This window comes from Corynebacterium kalinowskii (assembly GCF_009734385.1).
Classification (GTDB): domain Bacteria; phylum Actinomycetota; class Actinomycetes; order Mycobacteriales; family Mycobacteriaceae; genus Corynebacterium; species Corynebacterium kalinowskii.
Genome location: NZ_CP046452.1, coordinates 786,992 through 801,988, shown reverse-complemented (window position 1 = coordinate 801,988; position 14,997 = coordinate 786,992). Strand labels below are relative to the sequence as shown.

Below are 14,997 nucleotides of genomic sequence, written 5' to 3'. Positions count from 1 at the left end.
GAGCTCTACATCCGCCTGCGGGGCCGTTTCCGGCCGTGTAACTAGTGGCCGCGCTTGATCCACTCTTCCAGGTGTGGTGCCTCAGAACCGATGGTGGTGTGGTCGCCGTGTCCGGTGCGCACGATCGCCTCCGCAGGCAATGTCAGGATAGATTTCTGGAGAGAATCGATGATCGTGTCGAAGGAGCTGTATGAGCGTCCCGTCGCTCCGGGTCCGCCCTGGAAGAGGGTGTCGCCCGAGAACAACTCGCCAGCTTCTGGCACGTACAGGCAGCAGGAGCCTGGGCTGTGTCCCGGGGTGTTCAGCACCTGGATGTCAGTGCCGGCAATCTGGAATGTTTGCAGGTTTTCCAGGTTCTCGTGGGCCAGCGAACCGTGGGTCTCCTCCCACAACATCTGATCGCCTGGGTGGACGAAGATCGGTGCGTCCAGCTTTTCGGAGAGTTCGGGAGCCACGGTGATGTGATCGTTGTGGGCGTGGGTGCAGAGGATGCCCTTCACCTTGCGGCCGCCCACTGCTTCAATGATCGGCGCGGCATTGTGAGCTGCGTCGATGACATAGCACTCGGAATCGTCGCCGACGATCCAAATGTTGTTGTCTACTTCCCACTCGCCACCGTCGAGCGCGAAAATTCCGTTGGTTACTACGTGATCAATGCGAAGAGTCATAGCTACAGCACTACCACTGATCGGAGGACCTTGCCGGTCTTCATTGTGTCAAAGGCAGCTTCGACCTCGTCCAATCCGATGCGCTCGGAGACGAAATCACCCAGTGGGAATTGACCCTGCAAGTGCAGGTCAACGTACATCGGGAAGTCTCGCTCAGGGAGGCAGTCACCGTACCAGGAGGACTTCAGGGCGCCGCCGCGACCAAAGACATCGATGGCTGGGACGTCGATACGCGAGGTTGGGTTCGGCACACCAACCAGCACCACGGTTCCGGCGAGGTCACGGGCGTAGAACGCTTGCGTCCACGTCTCCGGGCGGCCGACAGCATCGATGGCCACGTCCACGCCGAAACCGCCGGTGTACTCCCGGATCTGGGCGACGGTGGAATCGGAATCGCCAGTGCCAGTGGCGCCAGAGGAATTGATGGTGTGGGTGGCACCGAATTGGCGAGCCAGCTCGAGCTTGTCATCGGAAAGGTCCACAGCGATGATGGTCGTCGCGCCCGCGAGCTTGGCGCCTGCGATGGCCGCCATGCCGACGCCACCGACACCGAACACCGCTACGGAATCACCCCGGCCGACTTCTCCGGTATTCACTGCAGCGCCGAGTCCTGCCATGACGCCACAGCCGAGCAGTCCGGCCACCGCGGGATCCTCCTCCGGATTGACCTTGGTGCACTGTCCCTCGTGTACCAGGGTCTTTTCTGCGAAAGCACCAATGCCGAGCGCCGGCTTAAGTTCAGTACCATCCTCCAGTGTCATTTTCTGGGAGGCGTTGTGGGTGGCGAAACAGTACTTCGGCTCGCCCTTTCGGCAGGCGCGACACTCACCACACACGGCGCGCCAGTTGAGCACCACAAAGTCGCCCTCGGCGACATGGGTGACGGACTCTCCGACAGTCTCAACGATGCCAGCGGCCTCATGGCCGAGCAGGAACGGGAAGGCATCCTCGATATCGCCGTCTCGGTAGGCGAGGTCGGTGTGGCAGACTCCGCAGGCCTGGATCTTCACCACCACATCGTGCGGCCCCGGTTCCGGAATCACGATGGATACCTTTTCTACCGGGGCTCCCTTGGTGCGGGCGATGATTGCTGAAACGGTCTGAGTCATGAAAAGTCTCCGATTGTGTCGTGGCTAAGGCACCACCACCCTACCGAAGAACCTGGGCGCTGAATTTAGCGCCGGAATGCTACCCGTTGATCAACTTCACTGTGGTCGGACCGTCGGCGTAAAACTCCGCGATCGAAAGGGATGCCAGGTCCAAGTGAATCTTGTTGACAATCGATGTCGGGGCATCGAGCGCGGCCCGCAGCAGGAGTTTGATCGGGGTGACATGGCTGACTACCAGCACGTTTCCTTGGGGGTACTGTTCGCGCAGCTTGTCTAGTGCGCGTTTCACCCTTCGGTTGACCGCCTGGACTGATTCTCCGCCTGGCGCAGCGATGGACGTGTCTGCCAGCCATTTCTGGTGCAGCTCAGCATCCTGCGCGATGACCTCCGCGAAGGTTTTACCTTCCCAGTCACCAAAATCCAGCTCAACCAATTCATCCATGACTTGCACGTCCAACCCCAGCGCATCAGCGCAGAACTGGGCCGTCTGGCGCGCGCGACCAAGCGGCGAGCACACGATCGCGTCGATACCACCACGTGAGGCAATGCGCGCAGCCACCTGCTGGGACATTTCTTCACCGCGCGGGGTCAAGGCTGGGTCAGAGGAACCGCTGTATTGCTTCGCGACGCTCATCGCCGTCTCCCCATGTCGAAGCAGCAGCAAGCGCAGTGGCCGGCTTACTGCCCCGTTCCACTTCGGGTCCGGCTTTGACTCTGCAACGGGCTCCGAAACAGGCTCCGCCTTGGGCTCCGATTCCGATGCCAATATTCCGACTGGGTTGCCCGCCGCGCAGGCATCCATCGCCACGTTGGACAGAGCGTCGGCTTTTTTGTTCTTCTCGCGCGGGATCCAGGTGTAACTGATCGAATCAAATCCGCGGGCGATCTGCTGCGCCTGAAGTGCCAGCTCCTTCATGTCGGGGTGCTTGATTTTCCAGCGCCCTGACATTTGCTCGACCACGAGCTTGGAGTCCAGGTAGACCGCTACTTCGGTAGCTCCCAGCTCAGCGGCTGCTTCCAACCCGCGCAGCAACCCGTGGTACTCGGCTACGTTGTTGGAGGCTTTACCCACCACGTAGGCGATTTCCCGCAGGATTTCGCGCGAGGCGGAGTACACAACTGTGCCGGAGCCAGCGATGCCAGGGTTTCCTCTGGACCCGCCGTCGGCTTCAATGATCAGCTTCATAGGCGCACCAGGAACGTGCCGCAGTCAGGGCAGCGTGGCATCTCGTCGGCAGCGGTCCCACGGATTTCGGACAGCGCAGCAGGTGGGAGCACAATGTGGCAGCCACCGCAGGAACGTCCCCGGAAGCCGGCCGCCCCGACGCCGAAGATGCCGCGCTGATCGTCGTACTCGGCCAGGATCTCGTTAGACAGGTGCCCGCGCAGCTCGGTGACACGTGTGGAGGCGTCCTGCGCGGAATGCGCGTCCTCGGCAGCGGTTGCCGCGCGTGCGGCAGATTCGACTTTGCGCTCGAGGTCGTCGAGAAGCGCGCCTTGGCGATCCACATTTGCGCGCATAGCGGCGATCTCGTCGTGGGCCTCTTTGAGCTCCTGCTGCAGGTCGGACATGCGGCGGGACGTGTTGGCAAGGTCGTGTTCGAGGTCGCGGCGCTGATCGACATCCGTGGCGGCACCGAGGCCCGCTTTGTCGGCATCGAAGCGGCGCTTGAGTTTGCCCATATCGTCCTGGATGCGGCGAATGTCCAGCTCAACGTCGGCAACGTTGAGCTGCGCGGACGCGGCGACTTCGCGTTGCCGGTCGCGTTCCTTCTCCAGCTTCTCCAGCTCGGTGCGTTCCGCAGATCCAGAGGTAAGGCCCAGGTCCAGGGTGCGCTCGAGGTCGGCGAGCTCCAGGAGGAGCTTTTGTTCTGCTTGAGTGATCTTCATGTTCTCTCCTACTGGGCGTGTGCGGACAGGGTCCACGGGTCGGTACGGATGTCGATTATTTCAGTGGCCACGCCGGTCGTCGCCACGATCTCGGCTGCTTGCGCACACCACGGGAATTCGCTGGCCCAGTGTGCAGTGTCGATCACGGCGGGTCCCCCGGCGCGCAGATACTCGTCCACGGGGTGATGACGCAGGTCAGAGGTGACGTACACATCAACGCCCAGCGAGGTGACGGCATCAAGGAAGCTGTCGCCGGAGCCAGAGGATACGGCCACCTTCTGCACCATTTGGTCTGGGTCCCCAGCGGCGCGCACTCCCCACTCCGTGACAGGCAGCGCGTTGGCTACCTGCTGGGTGAACTCACGCAAGGTGATTGGCTCAGGCAGCTCACCGACCCGCCCCAGGCCGCAGGCCGTGGAAAGGTCAGGAAAGGACTCCATGGTGACACAGTCGAACGCCGGTTCTTCATATGGGTGTGAGTCGAGCAGCGCTGCATGAATCTCCCTGCGCGCGGTCACCGGCGCGACGAACTCGACCCGCGTTTCTGCTACTTTTTCCAGCTCGCCCACGCTGCCGATAGTTGGGTTTGCATTGTTGTCAGGCCGGAATTGTCCTTCGCCGCTGAAGGAGAAAGCGCACTCGCTGTAGTCGCCGATGGCACCCGCTCCCGCAGCGAAGATCGCAGCCTTTACGGCTTCCACATCGGCAGTCGGCACCATCACTCCCCACTTGTCGGTGCCGGTGGCAGCCTTCGGCAGAATTGGTCGACCCGGGGTGATCCCGACCAACTCAGCCAATCGATCGTTGACACCTGGTCGCGCAGAATCGGCGTTCGTGTGCGCCGCGAACAGCGCTACTCCCCCAGTGAGCAAGGTGTGGATTACCTTGCCCTTCGGGGTATCGGCGGCCACTGAGGTCACGCCTTTGAGCAGCAGTGGATGGTGCACGACGAGCATCTGCACGCCCATCTCCACCGCCCGCTCAGCCACGGCCTGGGTGCAGTCCAGCGCGAAAGCCACCTTTGTCACGGTTGCCTCTGGAGAGCCGCAGATCAGCCCTACCTTGTCCCAAGATTCCGCTAGGTGCGGCGGGTAGGCCTGGTCCAACACGGCGCGAATATCGCCAACTGTGGTCACTTAAAGCTCCTTCAGCAGTTTTGCCACCTGATTGGCGGGGCGCACCGCCAATCGCCAATAACTCGAATCTAGTCCAGGGAAAGTATCGCATCGTCGGATCGCGATGCCGGCTTCCTTCAGTCGCTGCCGCAACCCCTCCGGATCGTCTCCCGGGGGCCTGACCAGCACATACGGCGCCTGGGTTGCGGACGCAATCTCGAACCCGGCGCGCCCCAGCGCCTCGGTCATGGTGACCCGTTCGGCTGCGATGATGCCCCGCTCTTTTTCCACCTCATCGGCGGCACTCATCGCGATCGCAGCCAGTGCCCGCAACTGCAAGGTGCCCAGCGGCCAGTGCGGACGCCCTTGAGCAAGCTTGGCGACGACCGTGGGATGCGCAATCACATAACCGCAGCGCAGCCCCGCGATGGCCCACGTCTTGGTAAAGCTGCGGAGCACGATGATGTCTTCTTGCTGGGCGGCGAGCTGGGTGAGGGTTTCCGACTCGTCGGAGACATCCAAGAACGCTTCGTCCACCACGAGGATCCGGCCAGCTCCGAGTTCCAGCAGGTCTTCTTTGGCGTGAACCACGCCGGTGGGGTTAGTCGGGTTCCCGATGACCACCATGTCCGCAGTGCCACGATCAACGAGCAAGTCCAGCTCGAACGGTGACGGCAAAATCCGATTGTGCACCGGAATCCCGGACTCTTCGAACACGACGTTGGGTTCGGTAAAACCCGGGTGGATGATGTCGACGCTGGCCGGGCGCAGCTTGGGCAGCAGGGCAAACCCCTCCGATGCGCCGGCAACCAGCAACACCGAGTCTTCGGGCACCTGGTGCAGATCGGCGATAGCTTTCCGGGCTAGCTTTTCATCGGTGGCTGATGGGTACTCGGCGAGGTCACCGATGGCGTCGATAAGCACGCGCTGGAGCCATTCAGGCGGTTTGCTGCCGCGCACGTTGACGGCGAAATCAACCTTGGCACCGATGGCTTCTTCATCGCCGTGGAATCGGTAGGGATCAAAGGCACTCACCCGCTCCACTCTATTGTCTGCCAGACTGGTGTGCGTGAATACACTCCTCATTGACGTCGACGGCACCCTCGTCGATTCCTTCCCTGGCATCCGCGCGAGCTTCATCTACGCCCTTGAGCAGGCCGACTGGCCGATTCCTTCGGAGGAGCGCATCTCCCAGATCGCGGGCCCGCCGATGATCGATACTCTGTTGTCGCTAGGTATGGAGCCGGGTCTCGCCTACATGACCCTGGCGCACTACCTGGACCACTACGGCCACACTGGCTGGAAGATGAGCTCACCATTTGCCGGCATGCACGAGTTTCTTTCCTGGGCTAAGGATCACGGCTACCGACTGTGCACCGCCACATCCAAGGGCGAGTATTTTGCGGAACAAGCCCTGCGGCACCACGGCTTTTGGGATTTCTTTGACTTCATGGGCGCAGCGCAAGAGGACGGGGAACGCAAGTCGAAGGCCGCAGTTATTGCGCACGTGTTGGACTCAATGCAGCTTCGCGGGCAGGAACAGGCTATCCTCATGGTCGGTGACCGTATCCACGACATCGACGGCGCACGAGAATTCGGAATCGGAACAGTGGCCGTTGCCTGGGGATACGGAACTGAATCTGAACGTACTCAGGCCGCTTTTGAGGCGGCCTCCCCAGCCCAGTTAGAGAGCATTGTTGATGAGTGGTCGCACAGCCATTAACTCCTTCGACACCGAACGCACCGAAAGCCTGTACGTCGTCTTTGTTTGCACAGGCAACATTTGTCGCTCCCCTATGGCTGAGGTGATCTTCCGCGACGCCATCGAGGATGCGGGGCTGACCAAGTACGTTCGCGTTCGATCCTGCGGCATTGGTGGCTGGCACATCGGCCAGGGCGCCGACCGTCGCGCCGTGGCTGAGCTGCGTAACGCCGGCCATGACGGCTCGATGCACCGCGCAGCACAGCTCAGCGATAACCACCGCTCGGCAGATCTGTTCGTCGCCCTCGATAACGGCCACGTCTCTGATCTCACCGCGCGCGGAGTTTTCCCCGAGCGAATTCGCTTGCTGCGTTCTTTCGATCCTGCTTCCCCGGAAGAGGCGGACGTGGAGGACCCTTACTACGGCGATCCAGAAGATTTCGCCACCACCCGCACGCAGATCGAGGCCGCTGTGCCAGGCATGCTGGCTTGGGTCAAGACCATGCTCGCGAGCGCATCTGCCCGCTGACTAGACTTGGGTAACTATGAAACCCAAAGTGTGGAAAACCTTCCTGCAACCAGGCTGGATTTTCACGTTCGTCATCATCATTGTCTTCACCTATCTGGCGATTAGCGTGTTGGCGCCGTGGCAGCTCAATAAGAACACCACCGTCAGCCACCGCAATGAGCTGATCGCGAAGCACTTCGACAGCGAACCAGCCCCGTTCGGCCAGGTCTTTGGACCTGGTGGTGAGCTCACACCCGACAACGAGTACCTGCGAGTGCGCATGAGCGGCCACTATCTCCCGGACTCTGAAGTGGTCATGCGCGTGCGTCCCGTGGAATCCGGCCCGGCCTACCACGCACTGACGCCTTTCCAACTGGATACTGGCGAAGTAGTGCTGGTCAACCGAGGCTGGGACCGACCTGACAACGGCAAACTGCCGGCTGATTTCCCAGCCGCCCCTACCGGCGAGGTCACGATCGTCGGCTACGCCCGCGTGGACGAAGCCACCCCGCACATCGCGCCTTCCTCTGAATCCGGCCGAGAGATGGTCACCGGCATCGACACCGAGGAGATCAGCAAACTCACTGGTCAGCCGTTGGCTAAGGACTACGTTCAGCTCGCATCTGATCAGCCCGGGGTTCTCACTGCCTTCCCGCTCCCCCAGCTAGATAACGGCCCGCACCTGTCCTATGGCATCCAGTGGTATGCATTCGGCATCCTTGTTCCTGTCGGACTGGCCTATTTCGTGTATGCGGAGCTGCGGGAGCGGCGTCGAGAAGCTGCCGAGCAGGCCGAGCTAGCGACGGATGAGGCGCCGCAGCGCAGTCGCTATGGGTCGGCGCACCAGGTGAAGTGGCAGCGCGACGACGAAGAGCGCTACTAGCCCTTGGGTGAGCTGTGCGAGCAGCACCGCTTCCCTGATCGTCTGGACGGTCGGCTGTGGCCCTGCGCCGAGGGTCGGTCGGTGTTCCACCCCGTAGCTGTAATGGGTCTCCCCGCCGAGCTGGACGCCCAGCGCCCCGGCCGCCGTGGCTTCCACCGGCCCAGCGTTCGGGCTCGGGTGCTTCGGGGCGTCACGTTTCCACGCGGTTATGGCCTGCCCACCACGGCTTCGCGACGCCGCGACCGCCACATGGGTCGCTGCCGTCAGGCGCGCGGGCAGGTATGCCAGCACGTCATCCAATTTGGCCGCCGCCCACCCAAAGTTCCGGTACCGCTCGCTCTGGTACCCCACCATGGCATCCAGCGTGTTTACGCAGCGATGGAACGCCACAGCTGGTGCCCCACCTAGAGCAGCCCACACGATGGGAGCAATCGCGGCGTCGGAGGTATTTTCCGCAATGGATTCGACAGCGGCACGGGCCATTCCGGCTTCATCCAACTGCTGTGGATCGCGGGAGCACAACCACGGGATCCAGGCCCTCGCAGCATCGGTGTTACCGCTGTCCAAGTCGTTGGCCAGGTTGATCCCTGTCTTCTCCAGTGTGCGCCCGCCCAGGGCGATCCACAGGGTGACTGCGGTGGTGAGGGTGGGAGCTTTCCGATACGCCAGGTAGGTGGCTGCCACCACCGGCGTCACCGTGAGGGCGACGAGACATGCACCAGCTGCCTTGGAATCGCGATAAAGCTTGCTTTCTGCCTGGCTCACGAAAGATCCGAAGTAGGCCACCGGATGATGGCGTTGCGGGTCTCCCACAACCCTGTCGAGGGCGAGACCGGCCAGTATTGCGAGGTTCTGCACGCATCTATCCTATGTCGCTAACTTGGAGTCATGTTTGAAAATGAATCTCAAGCACGCAGTTGCGCAGCAGACTACTTTCCGCCACATGCGATCGACCACGCGATGGCCCAACTCATCCCGGCAATCGGAATTCGGCCTGTTACGGACGATCGAATCGGTGGCACGCGGATTGACGGAGCTCCCGATGTCCCACCACATTTCGAATGGCCACGAGCTGACCTGTCGAAACACCCGAAGCTTGCCCCTTACGACCTTTCTCCTGAGGAACTCCCTGAAGGACCTTCTCCACTGTGGTTCCTCGCCCAAATTGATCTCGCAGAGGCGCACCGGCTGGGCCGCATCGCCGATCAATTGCCTGAGACCGGCCGACTATTGTTCTTTTTTGACCACCTGGCAGGTGCCTACCTCGAAGGTCCGGAAGCAGTACGCGTGGTGTGGGATCAACACGACACCTCCGAACTAGCTCCAGCTAATGTCCCCAAGGAACTGGCCGAGCGAGCGGATCACTTGACCTATCCTGCCAAGCCGAGCGCCCTCTTCGCTGGCGTAACGTTGCCGCAGCGCGGATCTATGTGTCCTGAGACCGAGCCCCTATTTGAACAAATGGATGCCGGCGAACATCCGTTGTCAGAGTTCGAAGAAGAATTTGATCAGTTCTGCGAAGAAGACGGCGCCTTCGTGGAGCCCGAATGGCGCCACCACCAAATCTTGGGCGTTCCGGTGCCGTGTCAGTCAGATCCACGAGGCTATATCGACCATGCCACGCCAGAAGATTGGGTAAACCTCTTGTGCTACGCCAATGTGGAGGATGGCGAAGGAGAGGTGTACTTCCTCATCAGGAAGAAGGACCTCGCCGTCCGGGACTTTTCAAAGGTCTCTGCGGTGTACATGCAGACCTAAGTATCGCGAATGCGCAAAGAAAAATGCTCCGGATCCACTGATCCGGAGCATTTCATCTGTGCGCCCTGACGGGCTCGAACCGCCGACCTGCTGGGTGTAAACCAGCTGCTCTTCCAGCTGAGCTAAAGGCGCATGTTTCGTCGCTGTGCGACTCGAAGAAGATTATCATGATGAAGATATTCTTCAAAATCGCCAGCTAACGGACAGTTTTACTTCTTGCCTGGCTGGACCAAGCAGGAGCCCTGCCAGCTGCCAACACGGGTCGCCGTGGTCTGGATCAGACCAGCAAGCTTCGCCGATTCGGCGATCTCGCCGGCCACGAGGTGGCCTGACTGGCCAGCGCCTGGGGTGAGCAGCCAAATACGACCGTTATCGGAGAGCGGACGAATGGCGTCGACGAGCCCGTCGACCAGGTCACCGTCATCTTCTCGCCACCACAGCAGCACAACGTCGCAGATTTCGTCAGTGTCCTCATCAAGCAGCTCTTCACCAATGCAGTCTTCTACTGCCTCGCTGATGGCTGGGTCACAATCATCATCCCAGCCGAGTTCTTGAACTACTTGACCTGCTTCGATGCCCAACACTTGAGCATAATCCTGGGCGCCTTGCTTGGTCGCGCCCGGAACGTGTGCCACTGTAATTTTCCTCCTGTAACAATGCCCGAATGCAATTGCTCCGGTACATAAACTGATGTCAATGGTCGAAAATACCAGCTCCGTAGCAAAAGCACAGACCAAACGGGGAATTTTAAGGCAACCACACACAACCCAACACAACCAAAAATGATGTGAAATGCGCCCATAACTATTGCAAAGTTTGTAAATTAACCCGCCGTTACCTGCCCAAACCTTGCAGTTATTCACGTCCATACCCCTAAACCCGTATCCTGGAACACAGACCGGCCCCCGTCTCCCGCGGGAAAAGTCGATGCAGAATGAAGCAAACAAAACGTAAGGAATGCCATGGCTGACGCAGCTGAATCAAAATTCGGTGGACATTCACCAGACGACACCAACTTCGCACTCATCCGTGACGGTGTGGCGTCCTACCTGAACGACTCTGACCCTGAAGAGACGCAGGAGTGGATGGACTCACTCGATGGGCTCCTGGAAGAGTCCAACCCAGAGCGCGCCCGCTACCTCATGCTGCGCCTGCTGGAACGCGCCACCGCCAAGCGTGTGGAATTGCCTTCCCTGACTTCCACCGACTACGTCAACACCATTCCGACGTCGCAAGAGCCAGAGTTTCCAGGCGACGAGTCCGTCGAAAAGCGCTACCGCCGCTGGATGCGCTGGAACGCTGCCATCATGGTGCACCGCGCTCAGCGCCCTGGCATTGGCGTCGGTGGCCACATTTCCACCTACGCAGGTGCTGCCCCACTGTACGAAGTAGGCTTCAACCACTTCTTCCGCGGCAAGGACCACCCAGGTGGCGGCGATCAAGTCTTCTTCCAGGGTCACGCTTCGCCAGGCATGTACGCTCGCGCATTCCTCGAAGGTCGCTTGACTGAGGACGACCTTGACGGCTTCCGCCAAGAAGTGTCCCGCCCTCAGGGCGGCATCCCGTCCTACCCACACCCACACGGCATGCCGGAGTTCTGGGAGTTCCCAACCGTGTCCATGGGCCTTGGCCCAATGGATGCCATCTACCAGGCACGCTTCAACCGCTACCTCCACAACCGCGGCATCAAGGACACCTCCCAGCAGCATGTTTGGGCGTTCCTTGGCGACGGCGAAATGGACGAGCCAGAGTCCCGTGGCCTGATCCAGATGGCCGCCCTGAACGGCCTCAATAACCTGACCTTCGTCATCAACTGCAACCTGCAGCGTCTCGACGGCCCGGTTCGTGGCAACACCCAGATCATCCAAGAGCTCGAGTCCTTCTTCCGCGGTGCCGGCTGGTCCGTCATCAAGGTTGTCTGGGGCCGCGAGTGGGATGCCCTGCTGGAAAAGGATCAGGACGGCGCCCTGGTTGAAATCATGAACAACACCCCAGACGGCGACTACCAGACCTTCAAGGCCAACGACGGCGCCTACGTACGCGAGCACTTCTTCGGTCGCGATCCTCGTACCGCCAAGCTGGTTGAGGACATGACCGACGAGGAGATCTGGAACCTGCCTCGCGGTGGCCACGATTACCGCAAGGTCTACGCAGCGTACAAGCGCGCCATGGAAGAAACTGATCGCCCAACCGTGATCCTGGCTCACACCATTAAGGGTTACGGTCTCGGCCACAACTTTGAGGGACGCAACGCGACCCACCAGATGAAGAAGCTGACGCTGGATGATCTCAAGCAGTTCCGCGACAAGCAGCAGATCCCAATCACTGACGAAGAATTGGAGAAGGATCCTTACCTTCCGCCATACTTCCACCCAGGTGCAGACGCGCCGGAGATCAAGTACTTGATTGAGCGTCGCAAGGAGCTCGGTGGCTTCGTACCAGAGCGTCGCGACACCTACGAACCTGTTCAGGCACCGTCGATCGACGAACTTAAGTCCCTGCGCAAGGGCTCCGGCAAGCAACAGGTTGCCACCACCATGGCTGTCGTGCGTACCTTCAAGGAACTCATGCGGGACAAGAACCTGGCTGAGCGTCTGGTTCCAATCATCCCGGATGAGGCGCGTACCTTCGGCATGGACTCCTGGTTCCCAACGCTGAAGATCTACAACCCACACGGCCAGAACTACACGCCTGTGGACCATGACCTCATGCTTTCCTACCGCGAGGCAGTGGACGGTCACATCCTGCACGAGGGCATCAACGAAGCTGGTTCGATGGCATCGTTCATGGCAGCTGGTACCTCCTATGCCACGCACGGCCACGCCATGATTCCGCTGTACATCTTCTACTCAATGTTCGGTTTCCAGCGCACCGGCGACTCCATTTGGGCAGCCGGCGACCAAATGGCCCGCGGTTTCCTCCTCGGTGCCACCGCAGGCCGCACCACCCTCACAGGTGAAGGTCTGCAGCACATGGATGGACACTCCCCTGTACTGGCTAGCACGAACCCAGCCGTTGTGACCTACGACCCAGCGTTCGCGTACGAAATCGCTCACCTGATTCGCGAAGGTATTGACCGCATGTACGGTCCTGGCCGAGGCGAGAACGTGATCTACTACCTCACCATCTACAACGAGCCAGTCTCCCAGCCTGCAGAGCCAGAGAATCTGGATGTCGAAGGCCTGCACAAGGGCATCTACAAGTACGCCGCTGGCGAAAGTTCGGGCCACGAGGCCAACATCCTCGCCTCCGGTATAGGCATGCAGCAGGCACTGCGCGCAGCTGAGATGCTTCGCGACGACTTCGGTGTCAAGGCCAACATCTTCTCTGTCACCTCCTGGAACGAGCTGGCTCGCGAGGGCCAGGCCCGTGATCTAGAGCAGCTGCGTGATCCTGCGGCCCCTGTGGAGCCTGCATTCGTCACCAAGCAGCTGGACGGCGTGTCCGGTCCATTCGTGGCCGTCACCGACTTCGCCACTGCCCTGCCAGAGCAGATCCGCAAGTGGGTACCAGGTGACTACACCGTGCTTGGTGCCGACGGTTTCGGATTCTCCGACACTCGCGCAGCTGCCCGCCGCTACTTCAACATCGACGCTGAGTCCGTCGTTGTCGCTGTGCTGGCAGGCCTGGCACGCGAGGGCAAGATCGACATGTCGGTCGCTGCTGAAGCTGCCAAGAAGTTCAACCTGACGGATCCAACCTCAGTGTAAGAAACTTCGATTAAGGCCCCTTATTGGGACGTTTACCTAGCGTAGACGTGCCAATAAGGGGCGTTTTTCATGCCAGCAATTCATCTAGAGCCTCGTTCACCAGCTCAGGCGCTTCGAGGATGATCATGTGGCCACACTTGTTGGTGTGCCGCAGCTCGGCGCGGGGCCAGAGCTCAAGAATCCGCTCGCTTTGTGAAAGCGGGGTGACGTGGTCGTCGTTGCCCACCAACACGAAACCGGGTAGCTGTGCCAGGCGTTCCGCGGCAGCGACTTCGGAATGTGTTTCGAGGTCGTCGAAGTAGCCGACAAACGTGGACAGCGGAGTGTTGTGGATCATGTCTGCATGGAATTTCACCAGGTTGTACGGCGTGCTAATCCGCTTGAATACCATTGCGGCGAGCGCCGGAGCGAGGAAGTCGGCAACGTCGTCGCGGAACTTTGTCACCACCTCGGGGGTGCCTTCCATGGCGTCGTAGACCTTGTCTGCCAGCTTGGTGGTGAGCAGTCGTGGCGCTCCTTGGGCGGAGAGCGAGTCGATGGACGTGGCAATCAGAATGACGCCGCGGATGCGTTGAAACACGGATTCGGAGCAGCGCCGAATGGTATTGAGCACGACATGTCCGCCGAGGGAATGGCCAACCAAGAGGATTTCTCCGGTCGGAACTAGCTGATCAATGACGGCGAGGACGTCGTCGGCGGAGCCTTCGATGGTGCATTCCTCGGGCGTGACTTCCCCGGTCTGCCCGTGTCCGCGCAGGTCGAGCAGCACGCTGCGCACGTTGGGATGGTTGTCCACCAGGTGTTGCACTTGGAGGAAATAGCATTCGGCGGCCAGGGTGAAGCCGTGGACGAAGACCACGGTAATGGGCGCGTCATCCGGCCCCGCGACGTAGGTTGCTACGGGCACGCTTGTCGACGCCACCTGCCCGCTCTGACACAGCCCTGCCAGACCTGGCGTATCGGAGCTGCTGGGGGTAAGTCCTTGCAGAAAGCGAACGACGAATTGGGGCACAGCCAAGGATATCTACTCTCTATGGGTATTCTTGAATGGTCAACATTTCGTCCGGATGAGGAGTTCTCACATGACTGAGTCTCAGAGTACATTTGCCATGCTTCGCGATATCATCGTCGAGAGCACTGGCTACGATGCTGAGGACATTACCCTCGAGTCGGACATCGTGTCCGACCTGGCCGTGGATTCGCTTTCCATTGTAGAGATTTCAGTGCGCGCCGAGGATGCGTTCGGTGTGCATATCAGCGATGCTGACGCTGCAAAGTTCCGTACTGTCGCCGACGTGGTGGCTTTCATCGACGCCAACAAGACCGACTAATCCACGAGCCTGAGCTCGGCGCTAAATCCCGTTGTGGCGCGGAGCTTGTCGAGGGCGGCGCCGAAGTCAGCAAGTTCGCTGTCCAGTCCCGTAATCACTTGTCGAGTGCTCACGGCGCCAGCTACATCTGCGCTGCGTTCCCAGCGGGTAAACCAGGTGGCCTCGAGCGGGTCGATGCCCGGGATTTCCAACTCGGAAGCGCTTGGAATGTACGCGTACATAAGCTCCTCCACCACTGGCCGGAGCCGGCGTGGGAGGTCGTCGATACGAAGCACCGCAGTGCAAGCAACGGGTGCGAGGTTAATAAACGTAGTCACGTGGTG

16 protein-coding genes and 1 tRNA gene are annotated in these 14,997 nt (G+C 60.4%); 6 read left to right on the top strand and 11 right to left on the bottom strand.

Going from position 1 to position 14,997, the window contains the following annotated elements:
- Positions 1-41: 41 nt before the first annotated feature.
- From CKALI_RS03790 to cobC, 6 genes are all read right to left on the bottom strand, one after another.
- Complete coding sequence (locus CKALI_RS03790) at positions 42-668, bottom strand: MBL fold metallo-hydrolase (protein ID WP_156192032.1); 627 nt, start codon at positions 666-668, stop codon at positions 42-44.
- A 2-nt stretch (positions 669-670) separates the two neighbouring features.
- Positions 671-1,777, bottom strand: coding sequence for an S-(hydroxymethyl)mycothiol dehydrogenase (locus CKALI_RS03785; protein WP_156192031.1), 1,107 nt, complete (start codon positions 1,775-1,777; stop codon positions 671-673).
- A gap of 79 nt (positions 1,778-1,856) precedes the next feature.
- Entirely contained in the window at positions 1,857-2,963 is a 1,107-nt protein-coding gene (locus CKALI_RS03780; RefSeq protein ID WP_156192030.1) for a bifunctional RNase H/acid phosphatase, read from the bottom strand.
- Complete coding sequence (locus CKALI_RS03775) at positions 2,960-3,667, bottom strand: zinc ribbon domain-containing protein (protein ID WP_156192029.1); 708 nt, start codon at positions 3,665-3,667, stop codon at positions 2,960-2,962. Before CKALI_RS03775 ends, CKALI_RS03780 begins: the two co-directional genes overlap by 4 nt.
- Before the next feature lie 8 nt (positions 3,668-3,675).
- Entirely contained in the window at positions 3,676-4,803 is a 1,128-nt protein-coding gene (locus CKALI_RS03770) for a Nif3-like dinuclear metal center hexameric protein (protein WP_156192028.1), read from the bottom strand.
- On the bottom strand, positions 4,804-5,817 hold the full coding sequence (cobC, locus tag CKALI_RS03765; RefSeq protein ID WP_231580525.1) for an Rv2231c family pyridoxal phosphate-dependent protein CobC: 1,014 nt from the start codon (positions 5,815-5,817) through the stop codon (positions 4,804-4,806). It abuts the gene before it with no gap.
- Positions 5,818-5,851: 34 nt separating this feature from the next.
- Here cobC and CKALI_RS03760 point away from each other — a divergent pair, with 34 nt between their 5' ends.
- Genes CKALI_RS03760 through CKALI_RS03750 form a run of 3 tightly spaced genes read left to right on the top strand, consistent with a single transcriptional unit; the run spans position 5,852 to position 7,875 of the window.
- The gene (locus CKALI_RS03760) at positions 5,852-6,505 is read left to right on the top strand and encodes an HAD-IA family hydrolase (protein ID WP_156192026.1); all 654 of its coding nucleotides are present in this window, start codon (positions 5,852-5,854) and stop codon (positions 6,503-6,505) included.
- Positions 6,483-7,013 carry a low molecular weight protein-tyrosine-phosphatase gene (locus tag CKALI_RS03755; RefSeq protein ID WP_156192025.1) on the top strand — a complete coding sequence of 177 codons (531 nt, stop codon included), beginning with the start codon at positions 6,483-6,485 and terminating at the stop codon, positions 7,011-7,013. The genes CKALI_RS03760 and CKALI_RS03755 overlap by 23 nt, the downstream gene beginning before the upstream one ends.
- Before the next feature lie 16 nt (positions 7,014-7,029).
- Positions 7,030-7,875 (top strand): SURF1 family cytochrome oxidase biogenesis protein, encoded by an 846-nt coding sequence (locus tag CKALI_RS03750; RefSeq protein ID WP_156192024.1) that lies wholly within the window; start codon positions 7,030-7,032, stop codon positions 7,873-7,875.
- On the opposite strand, the gene cbiB is transcribed toward CKALI_RS03750, so the two are convergent.
- A complete protein-coding gene (gene cbiB, locus CKALI_RS03745) occupies positions 7,789-8,733 on the bottom strand; it encodes an adenosylcobinamide-phosphate synthase CbiB (RefSeq protein WP_156192023.1) in 945 nt (314 codons plus the stop codon). The two genes, CKALI_RS03750 and cbiB, sit on opposite strands and share 87 nt — an antisense overlap.
- A 30-nt stretch (positions 8,734-8,763) precedes the next feature.
- Between cbiB and CKALI_RS03740 the strand changes: the two genes are divergently transcribed.
- Complete coding sequence (locus tag CKALI_RS03740; protein ID WP_156192022.1) at positions 8,764-9,633, top strand: DUF1963 domain-containing protein; 870 nt, start codon at positions 8,764-8,766, stop codon at positions 9,631-9,633.
- A gap of 59 nt (positions 9,634-9,692) precedes the next feature.
- Here CKALI_RS03740 and CKALI_RS03735 read toward each other — a convergent pair.
- Both CKALI_RS03735 and CKALI_RS03730 read right to left on the bottom strand, forming a co-directional pair.
- Positions 9,693-9,765 (bottom strand) — tRNA-Val (locus CKALI_RS03735).
- A gap of 77 nt (positions 9,766-9,842) precedes the next feature.
- Complete coding sequence (locus CKALI_RS03730; protein ID WP_156192021.1) at positions 9,843-10,268, bottom strand: DUF3052 domain-containing protein; 426 nt, start codon at positions 10,266-10,268, stop codon at positions 9,843-9,845.
- A gap of 327 nt (positions 10,269-10,595) precedes the next feature.
- Between CKALI_RS03730 and aceE the strand changes: the two genes are divergently transcribed.
- Complete coding sequence (gene aceE, locus CKALI_RS03725) at positions 10,596-13,343, top strand: pyruvate dehydrogenase (acetyl-transferring), homodimeric type (protein ID WP_156192020.1); 2,748 nt, start codon at positions 10,596-10,598, stop codon at positions 13,341-13,343.
- 67 nt (positions 13,344-13,410) lie between these two features.
- Here aceE and CKALI_RS03720 read toward each other — a convergent pair whose 3' ends face one another.
- Positions 13,411-14,355: an alpha/beta fold hydrolase gene (locus CKALI_RS03720; RefSeq protein WP_231580548.1), complete on the bottom strand. Its 945-nt coding sequence runs from the start codon at positions 14,353-14,355 to the stop codon at positions 13,411-13,413.
- Between the two features lie 70 nt (positions 14,356-14,425).
- On the opposite strand from CKALI_RS03720, the gene CKALI_RS03715 reads away from it, so the two are divergent.
- The gene (locus CKALI_RS03715; RefSeq protein WP_156192019.1) at positions 14,426-14,674 is read left to right on the top strand and encodes an acyl carrier protein; all 249 of its coding nucleotides are present in this window, start codon (positions 14,426-14,428) and stop codon (positions 14,672-14,674) included.
- Here CKALI_RS03715 and CKALI_RS03710 read toward each other — a convergent pair.
- Entirely contained in the window at positions 14,671-14,991 is a 321-nt protein-coding gene (locus CKALI_RS03710) for a hypothetical protein (protein WP_156192018.1), read from the bottom strand. The genes CKALI_RS03715 and CKALI_RS03710 overlap by 4 nt on opposite strands.
- Between the last annotated feature and the right edge of the window lie 6 nt (positions 14,992-14,997).

What these genes read in the sequence shown, in the direction of transcription:
- CKALI_RS03785 (WP_156192031.1), bottom strand. Translation starts at nt 1,777, where the DNA reads ATGACTCAGACCGTTTCAGCAATCATCGCCCGCACCAAGGGAGCCCCG.
- aceE (WP_156192020.1), top strand. Translation starts at nt 10,596, where the DNA reads ATGGCTGACGCAGCTGAATCAAAATTCGGTGGACATTCACCAGACGAC.
- CKALI_RS03715 (WP_156192019.1), top strand. Translation starts at nt 14,426, where the DNA reads ATGACTGAGTCTCAGAGTACATTTGCCATGCTTCGCGATATCATCGTC.
- CKALI_RS03780 (WP_156192030.1), bottom strand. Translation starts at nt 2,963, where the DNA reads ATGAAGCTGATCATTGAAGCCGACGGCGGGTCCAGAGGAAACCCTGGC.
- CKALI_RS03775 (WP_156192029.1), bottom strand. Translation starts at nt 3,667, where the DNA reads ATGAAGATCACTCAAGCAGAACAAAAGCTCCTCCTGGAGCTCGCCGAC.
- CKALI_RS03750 (WP_156192024.1), top strand. Translation starts at nt 7,030, where the DNA reads ATGAAACCCAAAGTGTGGAAAACCTTCCTGCAACCAGGCTGGATTTTC.
- CKALI_RS03790 (WP_156192032.1), bottom strand. Translation starts at nt 668, where the DNA reads ATGACTCTTCGCATTGATCACGTAGTAACCAACGGAATTTTCGCGCTC.
- CKALI_RS03740 (WP_156192022.1), top strand. Translation starts at nt 8,764, where the DNA reads ATGTTTGAAAATGAATCTCAAGCACGCAGTTGCGCAGCAGACTACTTT.
- CKALI_RS03755 (WP_156192025.1), top strand. Translation starts at nt 6,483, where the DNA reads ATGAGTGGTCGCACAGCCATTAACTCCTTCGACACCGAACGCACCGAA.